17 protein-coding genes are annotated in these 15,053 nt (G+C 63.0%); 10 read left to right on the top strand and 7 right to left on the bottom strand.

Annotated elements, in window-relative coordinates; translation table 11 throughout:
* Positions 1–161 precede the first annotated feature (161 nt).
* Positions 162–1,949 (top strand): acyl-CoA dehydrogenase, encoded by a 1,788-nt coding sequence (locus tag M0D65_RS04840; RefSeq protein WP_266251546.1) that lies wholly within the window; start codon positions 162–164, stop codon positions 1,947–1,949.
* A 123-nt stretch (positions 1,950–2,072) separates the two neighbouring features.
* Here M0D65_RS04840 and M0D65_RS04835 read toward each other — a convergent pair whose 3' ends face one another.
* Positions 2,073–3,359: a D-amino acid dehydrogenase gene (locus M0D65_RS04835; protein WP_266251544.1), complete on the bottom strand. Its 1,287-nt coding sequence runs from the start codon at positions 3,357–3,359 to the stop codon at positions 2,073–2,075.
* Between the two features lie 158 nt (positions 3,360–3,517).
* On the opposite strand from M0D65_RS04835, the gene M0D65_RS04830 reads away from it, so the two are divergent.
* Positions 3,518–4,006, top strand: a complete 489-nt coding sequence (locus tag M0D65_RS04830; RefSeq protein ID WP_091011515.1) for an Lrp/AsnC ligand binding domain-containing protein — start codon at positions 3,518–3,520, stop codon at positions 4,004–4,006.
* A 99-nt stretch (positions 4,007–4,105) separates the two neighbouring features.
* Positions 4,106–5,266 (top strand): PA0069 family radical SAM protein, encoded by a 1,161-nt coding sequence (locus tag M0D65_RS04825; RefSeq protein ID WP_266251542.1) that lies wholly within the window; start codon positions 4,106–4,108, stop codon positions 5,264–5,266.
* Between the two features lie 10 nt (positions 5,267–5,276).
* Here the strand turns inward: M0D65_RS04825 and M0D65_RS04820 are convergent, their stop codons facing one another.
* Positions 5,277–5,744 (bottom strand): TM2 domain-containing protein, encoded by a 468-nt coding sequence (locus M0D65_RS04820; protein WP_266251540.1) that lies wholly within the window; start codon positions 5,742–5,744, stop codon positions 5,277–5,279.
* A gap of 299 nt (positions 5,745–6,043) precedes the next feature.
* Here M0D65_RS04820 and rpsP point away from each other — a divergent pair, with 299 nt between their 5' ends.
* From rpsP to M0D65_RS04790, 6 genes are all read left to right on the top strand, one after another.
* Positions 6,044–6,298 carry a 30S ribosomal protein S16 gene (rpsP, locus tag M0D65_RS04815; RefSeq protein ID WP_091011518.1) on the top strand — a complete coding sequence of 85 codons (255 nt, stop codon included), beginning with the start codon at positions 6,044–6,046 and terminating at the stop codon, positions 6,296–6,298.
* A gap of 127 nt (positions 6,299–6,425) precedes the next feature.
* On the top strand, positions 6,426–7,142 hold the full coding sequence (gene rimM, locus M0D65_RS04810; RefSeq protein ID WP_266251538.1) for a ribosome maturation factor RimM: 717 nt from the start codon (positions 6,426–6,428) through the stop codon (positions 7,140–7,142).
* 36 nt (positions 7,143–7,178) lie between these two features.
* Positions 7,179–7,946, top strand: coding sequence for a tRNA (guanosine(37)-N1)-methyltransferase TrmD (trmD, locus tag M0D65_RS04805; protein ID WP_266251536.1), 768 nt, complete (start codon positions 7,179–7,181; stop codon positions 7,944–7,946).
* 167 nt (positions 7,947–8,113) lie between these two features.
* Positions 8,114–8,500 carry a 50S ribosomal protein L19 gene (rplS, locus tag M0D65_RS04800; protein WP_091011521.1) on the top strand — a complete coding sequence of 129 codons (387 nt, stop codon included), beginning with the start codon at positions 8,114–8,116 and terminating at the stop codon, positions 8,498–8,500.
* Between the two features lie 103 nt (positions 8,501–8,603).
* On the top strand, positions 8,604–9,284 hold the full coding sequence (locus tag M0D65_RS04795) for a CoA pyrophosphatase (protein WP_266251534.1): 681 nt from the start codon (positions 8,604–8,606) through the stop codon (positions 9,282–9,284).
* A gap of 128 nt (positions 9,285–9,412) precedes the next feature.
* Positions 9,413–10,351, top strand: a complete 939-nt coding sequence (locus M0D65_RS04790) for a CobD/CbiB family protein (RefSeq protein WP_266251533.1) — start codon at positions 9,413–9,415, stop codon at positions 10,349–10,351.
* Between the two features lie 121 nt (positions 10,352–10,472).
* Here M0D65_RS04790 and M0D65_RS04785 read toward each other — a convergent pair whose 3' ends face one another.
* From M0D65_RS04785 to M0D65_RS04775, 3 genes are read right to left on the bottom strand one after another with little or no spacing between them, the layout of a single operon-like run.
* On the bottom strand, positions 10,473–10,793 hold the full coding sequence (locus tag M0D65_RS04785) for a DUF2007 domain-containing protein (protein WP_266252026.1): 321 nt from the start codon (positions 10,791–10,793) through the stop codon (positions 10,473–10,475).
* A 49-nt stretch (positions 10,794–10,842) separates the two neighbouring features.
* Positions 10,843–11,778, bottom strand: a complete 936-nt coding sequence (rsgA, locus tag M0D65_RS04780) for a ribosome small subunit-dependent GTPase A (protein WP_266251531.1) — start codon at positions 11,776–11,778, stop codon at positions 10,843–10,845.
* Positions 11,775–13,034: a M48 family metallopeptidase gene (locus tag M0D65_RS04775; RefSeq protein WP_266251530.1), complete on the bottom strand. Its 1,260-nt coding sequence runs from the start codon at positions 13,032–13,034 to the stop codon at positions 11,775–11,777. Before M0D65_RS04775 ends, rsgA begins: the two co-directional genes overlap by 4 nt.
* A gap of 143 nt (positions 13,035–13,177) precedes the next feature.
* Between M0D65_RS04775 and orn the strand changes: the two genes are divergently transcribed.
* A complete protein-coding gene (gene orn, locus M0D65_RS04770; RefSeq protein ID WP_266251529.1) occupies positions 13,178–13,813 on the top strand; it encodes an oligoribonuclease in 636 nt (211 codons plus the stop codon).
* Positions 13,814–13,828: 15 nt separating this feature from the next.
* On the opposite strand, the gene mog is transcribed toward orn, so the two are convergent.
* Together mog and yjgA are read right to left on the bottom strand one after the other, a co-directional pair.
* On the bottom strand, positions 13,829–14,449 hold the full coding sequence (mog, locus tag M0D65_RS04765) for a molybdopterin adenylyltransferase (protein ID WP_266251528.1): 621 nt from the start codon (positions 14,447–14,449) through the stop codon (positions 13,829–13,831).
* Positions 14,430–15,041, bottom strand: coding sequence for a ribosome biogenesis factor YjgA (gene yjgA / locus M0D65_RS04760; protein ID WP_091011528.1), 612 nt, complete (start codon positions 15,039–15,041; stop codon positions 14,430–14,432). The genes mog and yjgA overlap by 20 nt, the downstream gene beginning before the upstream one ends.
* Between the last annotated feature and the right edge of the window lie 12 nt (positions 15,042–15,053).

Below are 15,053 nucleotides of genomic sequence, written 5' to 3'. Positions count from 1 at the left end.
CCCAGCGGGTGCGCACGGATCGACGCCGACTAGCGCTGAATAGCACTAGACAACGCCGCGCAACAGGCGGCCGGCAGTAACCGAAGGGGCGCAGGACCTGAAGTCCCGCGCCCCTTTTTTATATCGCTCAGCTACAACATTCAGGCAGGAGGAGAACTGACATGTACAACGCGCCCATCCGTGACATGCTGTTCGTCATGAAGGAACTGGCCGGTATCGAAGACATCGCGGCACTGCCGGGCTTCGAAGATGCGAACCTCGAGACCGCTCAGGCCGTACTCGAAGAATCCGCGCGATTCTGCGGCGAAGTTCTGGCGCCGCTGAATGTGGAAGGCGATCGCAATCCGAGTAGCTGGCGCGACGGCAAGGTCACGGCGACGCCGGGTTTTGCCGACGCGTTTCGCCAGTTTGCCGAAGGCGGCTGGCAAGGTGTCCAGCACCCAATCGATTACGAAGGGCAGGGTCTGCCGAAGCTGATCGCGACGCCTTGCGTCGAGATGCTCAACGCATCGAACCTGTCGTTTGCACTGTGTCCGCTCTTGACAGACGGCGCGATCGAAGCGCTGCTCACCGCTGGCACCGAAGAACAGAAACAGGCCTACGTACCGAAGCTGATCTCCGGCGAGTGGACCGGTACGATGAACCTCACGGAGCCGCAGGCCGGCTCCGATCTCGCGCTGGTGCGTACGCGCGCGGAGCCGACCGGTGACGGCGCGTACAAGATTTTCGGCACGAAGATCTTCATCACGTGGGGCGAGCACGACATGGCGAAGAACATCGCCCATCTCGTGCTGGCACGCACACCCGGCGCGCCCGAAGGCGTGAAGGGCATTTCGCTTTTCATCGTGCCGAAGTTTCTCGTCAACGCGGACGGCTCGCTCGGTGAGCGCAACGACGTGCATTGCGTGTCGATCGAACACAAGCTCGGTATCAAGGCGAGTCCGACGGCGGTTCTGCAGTTCGGCGATCACGGCGGCGCGCTCGGCCATCTGATCGGCGAAGAGAATCGCGGTCTCGAGTACATGTTCATCATGATGAACGCGGCGCGTTTCGCGGTCGGGTTGCAGGGCGTCAGCGTATCGGATCGCGCGTATCAGCAGGCGGTCGCGTATGCGAAGGAGCGTGTGCAGAGCCGTCCGGTCGATGGATCGGCGAAGCAGTCGGTGGCGATCATTCAGCATCCGGACGTGCGCCGCATGCTATCGACGATGCGCGGCCTGACCGAAGCTTCGCGTGCGCTCGCTTATGTCGCCGCTGCTCATTGCGATATCGCGCATCGGCATCCCGATGAAGCGAAGCGAGCCGAGCATCAGGCGATCTACGAATTCCTCGTGCCGATCGTCAAGGGCTGGAGCACCGAGCTGTCGATCGATGTGACGAGCCTCGGCGTGCAGGTGCACGGCGGCATGGGCTTCATCGAAGAGACGGGCGCAGCGCAGTATTACCGCGATGCGCGCATCCTGCCGATCTACGAAGGTACGACTGCTATCCAGGCAAACGATCTGATCGGCCGCAAGACGGTGCGTGACGGCGGCGCGGTAGCGAAAACGCTGCTGGCCGGCATTGCGCAGACGGTCGAACAGCTTGGCCAGCAGCAGGGTTCGGCGTTCGCGTCGATGCAGCGGCACCTCGCGCAGGGACAACGTTCGCTTGAGGCAGCGGTGCACTTTGTCGTAGAGAACACGCGGCGCGATCCGAATGCGGTGTTCGCTGGCAGCGTGCCGTATCTGAAGCTCGCGGGTATCGTGCTGGGCGGCTGGCAGATGGCGCGTGCGCTGCTCGTGGCCGCGCAAAAACAGGCCGACGATCCTTCGTTCTACGGCGCGAAGATCGCGACGGCGCAGTTCTTTGCCGAGCATGTGTTGTCGCAGGCGAGCGCATTCGAAGCGGCGATCGTCAGTGCGAAGGGTGGTGAAGGGATGCTGGCGTTGTCGGAGGATCAGTTCTGATTGCGGTGTGATCGGATTGCCGCTGGCATAGGCGGCAATCCGATGTAGCAAAACAAACGGCGCCTCAAAGGCGCCGTTTGTTCTCTCAGGTCAATCACGGCAAAAAAGCCGTCGCCGCAAGTATCAGGCGTAAGCCGGACGGTGGGTACCGCTAGTTTCACCGAGGTAGCGATGCACCGACAGATCTCCCGATTGAATAGCCGGCTGCTTGCCGGAGATCAGATCGGCGAGCAACTGGCCCGAACCGCACGACATCGTCCAGCCGAGCGTACCGTGCCCGGTATTCAGGAACAGGTTCGACACGGGAGTGCGACCGACGATCGGTGTGCCGTCCGGCGTCATCGGGCGCAGGCCGGTCCAGAAGGTGGCCTTCGACGTATCGCCGCCGCCCGGGAACAGATCGTTCACGCACATTTCGAGCGTCTCGCGACGCGCCTGGCGCAATGTCTTGTCGAAGCCGACGATCTCCGCCATGCCGCCCACACGGATGCGGTCATCGAAGCGCGTGATCGCGATCTTGTAGGTCTCGTCGAGCACGGTCGAGACCGGTGCTGCGGCGGCGTTTGCGATCGGTGCGGTGATTGAGTAACCCTTGAGCGGATACACAGGAATCTTGACGATGCTGGACAAGAACTTCGTTGAGTAGGAGCCAAGCGCGACGACGAACGAATCGGCGAGCACCAGTTCGCTGCCGCACTGGACGCCGGCGATGCGGCCACCTGCCATCGCGAGTGCGTCGATCGGTGTGTTGTAGCGGAATTTCACGCCGAGCTCTTCGGCCATTGCAGCAAGACGCGTGGTGAACAGCTGGCAGTCGCCGGTTTCATCGCCCGGCAGCCGCAGGCCACCCGTCAGCTTGTGCGAAACCGCGGCGAGCGCCGGTTCGGCGCGCGCCAGTTCGTCCGGCGACAGCAACTCGTACGGCACGTTGGCTTCCTGGAGCACGGCGATGTCTTTCGCCGCGCCATCGAGTTGCTGCTGGCTGCGGAACACCTGCAGCGTGCCGCCCGTACGGCCTTCATACTGGATACCGGTTTCGGCGCGCAGCGCCTGCAGACAATCGCGGCTGTATTCGGCGAGACGGACCATACGGCCTTTGTTCACCGCATAGCGTGCGGACGTGCAGTTCTGCAGCATCTGCCACATCCATTGCAGCTGGAATTGCGTGCCATCCAGACGAATGGCGAGCGGCGCATGCTTCTGGAACATCCACTTGACGGCTTTCAGCGGCACGCCAGGTGCCGCCCACGGTGCCGCGTAGCCCGGCGAGATCTGGCCGGCATTGGCAAAACTGGTTTCGAGCGCGGGGCCCGCTTCGCGATCGATAACGGTCACTTCGTGACCGGCGCGTGCTAGATAATAGGCGCTCGTCACCCCGACGACACCGCTTCCCAAAATGACAACCCGCATAGCTGCTCCAGAGAGGTCGAAAGGCCCTGGCGCTCGTGGAATCGGTCAGTACATTCGATTAACGAGGTGTTGCGCGAGTGGCCCAGTGTTAACCGCTATACTATTGATCGTTCCCTAGGTTTTGTTATTGTATTTTTGCGATTTTCAGTAAAAACACGATGAGAACACAACGTCAACCGATCCGCGCACTCGACAAGCTCGATCACCGCATCCTCAAGCTTCTGCAGCAGGATGGCCGCATGGCGATGAAGGACCTCGCGGAGCAGGTGGGGCTGTCGGTCACGCCATGCATCGAGCGCGTGAAGCGGATGGAGCGCGACGGTGTGATCACCGGCTACTACGCGCGCCTGAATCCCGCCGAACTCGGTGCGGCGCTGCTGGTGTTCGTCGAGATCACGCTCGACCACAAGAGCGGCAACATGTTCGACCAGTTTCGCCGCGAGGTGCAGAAGATCCCCGAGGTGCTCGAATGCCATCTCGTCTCCGGCGATTTCGACTATCTGATCAAGGCGCGCATCGGCGAGATGGCCGACTACCGCAAACTGCTCGGCGACATCCTGCTGCAATTGCCCGGCGCGGTGCAGTCAAAGAGCTATGTGGTGATGGAAGAAATCAAGGAATCGCTGGCGATCGCAGTGGGCGAATAGCGCCCGGTACGGGACGTTTTTCGCGTTGTATCGGCGCTCGACAAACCGCGTAAACACTGTATATTTGTACAGTATTGATGCTGTTTGCCGCGCCCTGCCATGTCCGATCCCGACGCCGATTTCAATCCCGACCGAGAATTTCCGATCGCGCTGCCTGCGCCCCGCAAGGGCCGCGGCGCGGTGACGAACCTGCAGGGCCGCTACGAAGTCGACCAGCGCGAAACCGTCGACGACGGCTGGGCGCCAAACCCCGACGAAGACGGCGAGCCGTCAGCGTTGCGCACGCAGGTGTTCGAGGAAAAGGCGAAAAGCATCCTCACGCGCAATGCATCGCCGGATATCCCGTTCAACGTCTCGCTGAACCCGTATCGCGGCTGCGAACACGGCTGCATCTACTGCTTTGCGCGGCCGACACACAGTTATCTCGGACTGTCGCCGGGGCTCGATTTCGAAAGCCGGATCTACGCGAAGATCAATGCGCCCGAACTGCTCGAGCGCGAGATGTCGAAGAAGTCCTATGTGCCGGAGCCGATTGCGCTTGGCGTCAATACCGACGCGTGGCAACCGGTCGAACGCGACTTGCGACTGACGCGTCGCATTATCCAGGTGCTGCACGACCGCGGCCAGCCGTTCGCCGCGATTACGAAGTCATCGTTGATCGAACGTGACCTCGATCTGCTCGCACCGATGGCCGCGCGCGGGCAGGTGATGGCGGCCATCACGATCACGACGCTCGATGCCGATATCGCGCGCACGCTCGAACCGCGCGCGGCAACGCCGGCACGTCGGTTGCGTACGATCCGGACGTTGAGCGAAGCGGGGGTGCCGGTCGGGGTGAGCGTTGCGCCGGTCATTCCGTTCGTGACGGAGCCCGACATGGAGCGCGTGCTCGAAGCCTGTGCCGAAGCAGGTGCGACGAACGCCAGCTATATCGTGCTGCGGCTGCCGTGGGAGGTCGCACCGCTGTTCAAGGACTGGTTGACAGCGCACTTTCCGGATCGAGCCGACCGTGTGATGAGCCGGGTGCGCGACATGCGGGGCGGCAAGGACTATGACTCGTCGTTCGCGAGCCGGATGAAAGGCGAGGGCCTGTGGGCCGATCTGCTGCGGCAGCGCTTTTACAACGCGGCGCGTCGTCTTGGGTTGAACCGGCGGGATCGCGGCATTCTCGACATGTCGCATTTCCAGCACGTCGAGCAAAAGCCGGCACCGCGGGCCGCACCGGACAAACCCGCGAGCCCGCAACTGGATCTGTTCTAGCCGCGCTGCCTTACTGCGAGAGGGACTTGGCCGCTTCAACCTGCGATTCGAAGTAAGTCTGGAACGATAGAGCCAGCCCGGTCATCAGCAGGAAGGCGCCGATCAGCAGCGAAAAGATCACGATGAAGATGACCGTCCAGCCTGAGCGGCTGTGTCGCCCGGTGTTTGCATTGAACTGCGCATCCCATTTGTCATCCGGGCGCAGGCCATAGACGATCGCCGCGAGAAACGCGGACAGCAGCGATATCGCGCCAGGTACGGCGAGAAACCAGCCCAGCATCGAGGCCCGCTCGGTCGCCACCAGCAGCAGGACACCCGGAATGCCGAGCAGCGTGCCGACCACGTGCAGCCAGCCATACGGATCGCGCGGGCTATACAGATAGAAGCGATGCGCACCGATCGTGCCGAAGAAGAAGGCAAGCGCGGCGGTGGCCGTTTTGGAGCGAAAGCGCGGGGAAGTCGAAGCGGCGGTGGACATGGGAAGGGCGACAGGCTGCGGAAAGATGCGGCGCGCTTGCGCGCGGGCCGACGCGCATTCTACGCTGCGTGAGCACCGGCGGTCACGCGGCGCTGTGCCGCACAGGCACCAGGTTCGACGCGGGTTTCGCGTCCAGGCAACCTTTCATCGGAAGATCTTGTGGCACCGGAATGCCGCGACTGTGTGGTCCGTGCGACTGGGCGCGCCAGTTTATCCCCGTAAGTGTTTGTTATGGCGTTGGTTTCGGGCTATAATCTCGCGTTTCGTGGTTCTGAACCCCGGTTTTCAAGGATTCCAGTATGGTCATCATCCGCTTGGCTCGTGGCGGCTCGAAGAAGCGCCCGTTCTACAACATCGTCGCAACCGATTCGCGTAACCGTCGTGACGGCCGCTTCATCGAACGCGTTGGTTTCTACAACCCGGTCGCTACGAAGGGCGAATCGCTGCGTATCGCTCAAGATCGCCTGACGTACTGGCAAGGCGTTGGCGCCCAGCTGTCGCCGACGGTCGAGCGTCTCGTGAAGCAAGCGCAACAGGCACAACCGGCTGCGTGATGGCGGCAGGTAATTGCATCGGCGGCATGGTCCGGCGGTGCGATGTACTCGGTGATGCGCGAAAGCAAGCGCGGCTACGGTTTCGTGGCACGCCTGCCTTCGCGCAATAAGTTTTTGAGGTCGGTCCATGTCAGCGCCTGATTCCAGCGGCTCCGGTCGCGCGAAAGCGCCTGCATCGGCATCCGAGGCTCCGTTTGGCGCGTTTGTCCGCAAGCCGTCGAAAGCCGCTGCACCCGCCGCACCGAACGCCAGTCCCGATACGCAGCCTATGCGTGTCGAATCGCCGGAAAGCTGGCCGGCCGACGCCGTTGAAGTAGGCGCGATCGTCGATGCTTACGGTCTCAAAGGTTGGGTCAAGGTGGCCGCACATGCGGACGCCGGGCACGGCGGCGACGCGCTGCTGAGCGCGAAGCGCTGGTGGCTGCTCAAGGGCCGCGATGCGAATCCGGAACGCAAGTCGACGCCGGTACTGCAGGCGAAGATCCATTCCGACAGTATCGTTGCGCATCTGGCCGGTGTAGATGGTCGCGACGCTGCAGCCGCCATGCGCGGCTGTCGTGTTTATGTGAGCCGCAGCGAGTTTCCCTCGCTCGAAACCGACGAGTTTTACTGGGTCGACCTGCTCGGTCTGGATGTGGTCAACGTTGCCGGGGTTGCACTCGGCAAGGTCGCCGACATGATCGACAACGGCGCCCATTCGGTGCTGCGTGTCGAGTACCCGGCAACCGGCAAGGATGGCAAGCCGGTCAACGGCGAACGGCTCATTCCGTTCGTCGGTGTGTACGTCAAGCATGTGGACCAGGCGGCGAAGCAGATCACAGTCGACTGGGAAGCCGATTACTGAACCCATTAGCAAGCGTTCGCTGAAACGGAGAGAGCGATGCAGTTCGATGTCGTGACGCTCTTCCCCGAAATGTTCCGCGCGCTGACCGACTGGGGCATTACAAGCCGTGCGGCGAAGCAGGCGCGTTACGGGTTGCGGACCTGGAATCCACGCGATTTCACCACCGACAACTACCGTACGATCGACGACCGGCCGTATGGCGGCGGCCCCGGCATGGTGATGCTGGCCAAGCCGCTGGAAGATTCGCTCGGCGCGGCACGCGCCGCACAGGCGGAGCAGGGCATTGCAGGTTCGCGGGTCGTGATGATGTCGCCGCAAGGCGCGACGCTGAATCACGAAGGCGTGATGCGACTCGCTGGCGAACCGGGGTTGATCGTGCTGTGCGGTCGCTACGAAGCCATCGACCAGCGTTTGATCGACCGGTATGTCGACGAAGAAATCAGCCTCGGCGATTTCGTGCTGTCGGGCGGAGAGTTACCGGCCATGGCGATGATGGACGCGATCGTGCGTCAGTTGCCGGGCGTGCTGAACGATGCGCAGTCGGCGGTGCAGGACAGTTTTGTCGATGGCCTGCTCGATTGTCCGCATTACACGCGGCCGGAAGAATATGACGGTGTGCGCGTGCCGGATGTGCTGCTCGGTGGCCATCACGCGGAAATCATGCTGTGGCGTCGTCGCGAATCGCTGCGCAATACGTGGCACAAACGGCCCGATCTGATCGAGCGGGCCAGAAAGAACAAGTTGTTGAGCCGTGCCGATGAGGCGTGGCTTGCAAGTCTCGCGAAGGAAGCGCCAAAGGCCTGAGGCCCTGGCGTTCCGGGCGGGAACCAGGCGGTGTCGTTCATGCGTGGACGGCGCCAGATGTGAACCCATCCTCTATCGGGGCCGTAGCCGCGCGTAACAGGTAGTCCTCTGGGCAAACCCACGCAAGGCAGGTACGAACGCCGACAAGATGGCATTAGGAGTCAGTGATGAATCTGATTGAAAAACTCGAGCAGGAAGAAATCGAGCGCGCGCTCGCAGGCAAGACCATTCCCGCATTCGCCCCCGGCGATACGGTAATCGTCAGCGTGAACGTGGTCGAAGGTACCCGCAAGCGCGTTCAGGCTTACGAAGGCGTTGTCATTGCGAAGCGTAATCGTGGCCTCAACTCGTCGTTCATCGTCCGCAAGATTTCGTCGGGCGAAGGCGTCGAGCGTACGTTCCAGACTTACTCGCCGCTGCTGGCGAGCATCGTCGTGAAGCGTCGCGGCGATGTGCGTCGTGCAAAGCTGTACTATCTGCGCGACCGTTCGGGCAAGTCGGCCCGGATCAAGGAAAAGCTCGTGTCGAAAGACCGCGCGGCTTCCCAGGAGTAAAAGCTGTAAGAAAAAGCACCCGTTACGGGTGCTTTTTTGTTTGGCGAGGCAAAATGTCGGTTATCCCGTCGATGTCCCACATTTGCCTGCGCCGAGAATCCCGTTGATCCGTCCAGTTTTCGAACCCGAAACCCTGCCTGTCGTGGCCACCGGTGGCGATCTGCCCGCCGTGGCGCCCGCGCGTCTGACGCCCGACGCCCTGCGGGCCCGTTTCGAACAGCGGCTCGCTTGGGACCCCGAGCAGGCCGAGGTGCACTGGGTCGAAGGTACCGATCCGCGTGTGGCGGCCGTGCTGGTGCCGCTCGTGGTCCGCGAGGGCGGGCTGACCGTTTTGCTGACGCAGCGTGCCGATCATCTGAACGATCACGCAGGCCAGGTCAGTTTCCCCGGTGGCCGCGAAGAGCCGCACGATACCGATGCCACCGCGACCGCGTTGCGCGAAGCGCAGGAAGAGGTCGGACTCGATCCGGCGCGCGTGGAAATTCTCGGTACGCTGCCCGATTACATGACCGGCACCGGCTTTCGCGTGACGCCCGTGGTCGGCCTCGTGCATCCGCCGTTTACCGTCGAAGCCGATACGCTCGAGGTCGCCGAAATCTTCGAAGTACCGCTCGCTTTCCTGATGGACCCCGCGCATCACGAGGTGCGTCTGTTCCGTTGGGAAGGCAACGAACGCCGTTTCTTCGCGATGCCGTATCCGCGCCCCAACGGGGGCGCGGACTATTTCATCTGGGGCGCGACGGCGGGCATGCTGCGCAATTTTTATCGTTTTCTGATGGCGTAATGTCATGGCGTAGCTCGCGCGTGGCCGGGACGGACGTTGTGCGTTTGTAAAGCCGCCGTTCAGCGGCATCCGACCCTGTGCTATCGTTACAACACAACTGTAAAAACTCGAATGGCACGGCGCATCGCATGACTTTTTTCTCCGTATTGCTCGCTCTCATCGTCGAACAGATGCGCGCGCTGTCGCCGAACAATCCGGTGTCGGCGCTGCTGCAATATCACGCGGAATCGGCGGCGCGCGGATTCGATGCCGGCAAGCCGAAGCACGGCATCCTCGCGTGGCTCGTGGTCGTCCTGCCATGGACGCTCGCGGTCGGCCTCGTCTACTACGTGCTGTACCGGATCAATTTCGTGCTGGCGTTCATGTGGAACGCGGTGATCGTCTATTTCACGCTCGGCTTCCGGCAGTTCAGCCATTACTTCACCGACATTCATCTCGCGCTGAATAACGACGACGTCCCGCGCGCGCGGGAGATTCTCGCCGAATGGACTGGAATGGATACAGTCGATATGCCGGTCAGCGAGATCGTCCGGCACACGCTGATCCACGCGGTCGTTGCGTCGCATCGGCATGTGTTCGGCGTGTTCTTCTGGTTTCTCGTGCCGATCGGTCCGGCCGGCGCCGTGTTGTACCGGATCGCCGAGTATCTGGCGCGCACCTGGTCGCAGCCCGCGGTCGATCGCACCGCGGCGTTTTCGACCTTCGCGCAGCGCGCGTTTTTCGTGATCGACTGGGTGCCGGCGCGGCTCACCTCGCTGGGCTTTGCGATCGTCGGCAATTTCGAGGATGCGATCTATGCGTGGCGCAATCATGCGCGCCAGTGGCCCGATCCCAACGACGGCGTGCTGCTCGCCGCGGGCAGCGGTGCGCTGGGTGCACGGCTGGCGGGTCCGCTCGCGGAGCCGTCCAGTCTCGATGCGCTCGCAACCGGCGATGGTGGCCCGCTGTCGGTCGGTGACGACTGCACGCCGCGCACGCTGCAATCGGCGGTTGGGCTGGTGTGGCGCGCGGTGATCCTGTGGATGATCCTGCTGCTGATGCTGACGATCGCCGTATGGCTCGCGTAGCGTAGTAGGGTAGTGCCCGCACTAGCGGACACAAAAAAGCAGTGAGAGCGAGGCCGGCCAGACCGGCCTCGATTCTTTTCAGCGCCCGATATCGGCTTCAATACTGCGCTAACGTTGCCGCTCAGTCGCCGAGCGGATCGCGCGCCGTCCCGCATTGCCAGCACACCGTAAACTGCGCCTCCAGCGTTTCGCTGCACTGTCCACAGCGCCACGACGGCGTGCCCGCTGCCGGTCCGTGCAACGCCACGTCGATCAATCTGCGCGCCATCATTTCATCGCGTTCGTCGACGAGCCACAGTTCCGGCGCGCATTGATCCGCGGGAATCTCGCCGAGCGCCCCGTTCAGATAACGATTGTGCAACTCGCAGCCGATACCGGCCGTCGCCAGCACATTGACCCAGTGCTGGCCGATCAGCAGATTCGGTGCGCGCATCAGCTTCAGCATGGAAAGGAAGGACCGTAAAGAAAACGGGAGTTGCTCAGATCAATGCTCAACGAACGATCTGACTAGCCTCGTGCACGAGCTGCGCATACAGCGCATGCCGCGTGCGCGCGATCCTGCCGTCGGCGACCGCTTCGAGTATCGCGCAGCCCGGTTCCTGCAGATGATGGCAGTTATAGAAGCGGCAATGCGCGAGCAACGGACGGAACTCGGGGAACGCGCGCTCGAGCCGCCCCTCGGTCAGATGATGCAGGCCGAACTCCTGGAACCCCGGCGAGTCGATCAACGCGCCGCCTTCCGGCAGCGGATAGAGCCGCGTGAACGTGGTCGTATGGCGACCGCTGTTCAGCGCCGTGGAGATCTCACGCGTGGCGACTTCGGCGTTGGGGATCAGCAGGTTCACGAGCGTCGACTTGCCCATCCCGGACTGGCCGAGCAACAGCGTCGCATGGCCATGCAGATGCTCGGTGAGGATTGCGTGCGCCGCTTCCGGCTGCGCCTTGATCGATACCTCGAGCACCGTGTAGCCGAGCGCCCGGTAGCGTTCGAGGCGTGCGCGCGCGCCGGCCAGTTCGGTTTCGACATCGATCTTGTTCAGAACGATCAGCGGCTTCAGTTCATGCGCCTCAGCGGCGACCAGTGCGCGACCGAGCAGGTCTTCGCTGAAATGCGGCTCGGTGGCAAGGACGATCAGCAACTGGTCGAGATTGGCGGCGAAGAGCTTCGATTTGTACTGGTCCGAACGGTAGAGCAGGTTGCGCCGTTCGCCGATCTCGACGATCACGCCCTGATCCGCCGAAGTCCATTCGTACAGCACGCGATCGCCGACCGCGACCTCGCTGCGTTTGCCGCGCGGAAAGCACTGCATTGAGGGGCCGCCGTCGTCGGGGGCGACGAGGTAGTGGCGCCCGTGCGCGGCGACCACGAGGCCGTGTGCGCGAGCACCGGTTGCTGCCCGGGCGGGCTTCGCCGAGCGGTGCTTCATGCGTGCCGCAACAGGCGATCGATACGCTGCGACGCCGGCGGATGCGAGTAGTAGAACGCGGTGTAGAGCGGGTCGGGTGTCAGCGTCGATGCGTTGTCCTCATACAGCTTGACGAGCGCGTTGACGAGATCCTTCGCGTCCGTCTGCGTCGCCGCGAACGCATCCGCTTCGAATTCGTGCTTGCGCGAACTGAGACTACCGAGCGGCGTCACGAAGAACAGAAACACCGGCACAGCGAGGAAGAACAACACGAGCGCGAGCCCGCTGTCGCCGCTCGTCAGCGATGGCCGCACGCCAAGCCCTTCGAAGAACCACAGGCGCTGCGACAACCAGCCGAGCAGCGCCAGCATCGCGAGACTGATGACGAACGTGACGATCATCCGCTTGAGCACATGGCGCCGCTTGAAATGACCGAGCTCGTGCGCGAGCACGGCTTCGATCTCGCTACCCGACAGACGCGCGATCAGCGTATCGAAGAAGACAATCCGTTTCGACGCGCCGAAGCCGGTGAAATACGCATTGCCGTGCGCCGAACGCCGGCTGCCGTCCATCACGAACAGTCCTTTCGCGGCAAATCCGCAGCGCTTCATCAGCGCTTCGATGCGCGAGCGCAGCGCTTCGTCTTTCAGCGGCTCGAACTTGTTGAAGATCGGCGCGATAAAGGTCGGATAGAGCACGAGCGCCAGCATCTGGAACGCGACCCAGACCACCCACGCCCAGAGCCACCACAGGCCGCCCGCCTGGTTCATGAGCCAGAGCACGACGAACAGCAGCGGAAGTCCGACGGCAGCGCCGAGCAGCACGCCCTTGATGCGATCGAATAAGAAAAGACCTTTGCCCATCCGGTTGAAGCCGAAGCGCTCTTCGATCACGAACTGCCGGTAGTAGTCGAATGGCAGGTCGATCACGCCGGTGATCGCGAGCACCGCCGCCACGAGGGCGATTTGCCCGCCATAGCCGTGCCCGAGCCAGCCGGACAGCGCCACATCGAGCGCCTGGATGCCGCCGAGCAGCGTCAATGCGACCAGTACCGCGGCGCCTACGACGATCTCGAGCATGCCGAGACGCGCGCGCTCGACCGTGTAGTCGGCGGCGCGCTGGTGCGCGGTCAGCGTAATCGTGGTGGAGAACTGCGCGGGCACCTGGGCGCGGTGCGCGGCGACAAAGCGGATCTGCCGCGTCGCGAGCCATAGCTTGGTGCCGACCATCAGCAGGACGGCGATCGCGAACAGGGCAGTGAAGTACAGGGTAGGCATCCGGGGGATCCGTGGTAACTATGCGAGAATTATATGTTTCTTCCTGCCAGCCGGGCGGGAGCGTTCAGGCGAACCGCGCCGGGCTGGCGCCGGCCGCCGCGTGCGTCATATCCGTCCGGTCCGGCCAACCAAGGCTGCCTCTCATGACTGACACCCTCGATCCTGCCGGCACTTCCAACGCTCCCGACGCTCCCGCGCTCGTGCGCAGCGACATGAATCTCGTCTGGCTCGACATGGAAATGACGGGGCTCGAACCCGACACCGATCGCATCATCGAGATCGCCGTCGTGGTGACGAATTCGCACCTGGACAAGCTCATCGAGGGGCCGGTGCTGGCCATTCACCAGAGCGACGAAACGCTTGCCAAAATGGACCAGTGGAACCAGAACACGCATGGCCGCTCAGGGTTGATCGACCGGGTGCGCGCGTCGACGGTGACGGAGGCGGACGCCGTCGAGCAGATCCGCACGTTTCTCGGCGCCCATGTGCCGCCGGGCAAATCGCCGATGTGCGGCAACTCGATCTGCCAGGACCGCCGCTTCATGGCCCGCTGGATGCCGGACCTCGAGCGGTTTTTTCATTACCGCAATCTCGACGTCAGCACCCTGAAGGAACTGTGCCGCCGCTGGCAACCGGCCACCTACAAGGGCTTCCAGAAACGCGCGATGCACACGGCGCTCGCCGACATCCACGAATCGATCGACGAACTGCGCTACTACCGCGAGCATTTTCTGGTGCCGGCGGCGAGCGTACCAATCGCCGATACATCAGCAACGTAGCCGTAGCCGTAACGGTTAGCGTGTCGGCCGCTGGGCACTCTTCGGCCGGAACGCGGTGACGACGGCGCTATGGGTTTCCACATACGGACCGCCGATCAGATCGATGCAGTAAGGCACCGCCGCGAAGATGCCCGGCACTTTCACCGCGCCGGTTTCGTCGCGTAAACCTTCCAGCGTTTCGCGAATCGACTTCGGCTGGCCGGGCAGGTTGACGATCAGCGCGGCGCGACCCGGCGTCTCGCGGATCACGGCGACCTGCCGCGACAGAATAGCGGTGGGCACGAAATGCAGACTGATCTGCCGCATCTGCTCGCCGAAACCCGGCATTTCCTTCGTACCGGCTGCCAGCGTCGCCTCGGGTGTCACGTCGCGGCGCGACGGGCCAGTACCGCCGGTGGTCAGCACGAGATCGCAACCCGCCTCATCGACGAGTTCAATCAGCGTAGCCGTGATGGTGGCCGCGTCGTCCTGGATCAGCCGCGTTTCGGCGCGCCACGGCGATGCGAGTGCCGATTCCAGCCACGTCTGCAACGACGGGATCCCCTTGTCCTCGTAGACGCCGGTACTCGCCCGGTCGCTGATCGAGACCAGCCCGACGATCAATGCGCGGTCGTCGTCAGGCGCGGTCGTCGTCATGGTCGTCTTCCTTGCGATCGGCAGCGGTTTCGTCGTCTTCGTCCTGATCGGAGCCGCTCGCGGTCTTGATCCACCGGAACAACTCGCGGAAGTAACGCGGCGGTCGTGCCTGCTGCGCTTCCTTGCGGGCGTTGCGGATCAGCATGCGGCCTTCCTGCGGATCGGCGGCTGGATGCAGGCGGATGAATTCGGTGAGCGCGGCATCGTCGGCAAGCAGCTTCTCGCGCGTGCGTTCGATCCAGTGCATGCGGGCCGTTTCGGCCTTGTTGATGCCGTTGTAGGAATCCAGCGCCGTGCGCAGCGCGGCGACCTCGTCTTCGAATAGCGAGCGCATCACGCGGCCGACATACTGGATCTGGCGACGCTTGCCCTCGTGATCGGTGATGCGGCGCGCTTCGCGGACCGCTTCGTCGAGCTTTTCGGGCATTGGCATGCGCTTGAGCGCATCTTTGGGCAGGGCGACGAGCGTTTCGCCCAGTTCCTGCAGCGCGTGCATGTCGCGCTTCAGCTGCGATTTGCTGGGGCGATCATAGCCGTTGTCGTCCACGACGACAGCGGTTTCCATCGGTTGAATGCGGGTTTTGCGTGTCATAGGCCGTATTGT

It is taken from the genome of Paraburkholderia sp. CHISQ3 (assembly GCF_030464945.1).
GTDB classification, from domain to species: domain Bacteria; phylum Pseudomonadota; class Gammaproteobacteria; order Burkholderiales; family Burkholderiaceae; genus Paraburkholderia; species Paraburkholderia megapolitana.
This window is presented reverse-complemented; position numbering and strand designations above follow the sequence as displayed.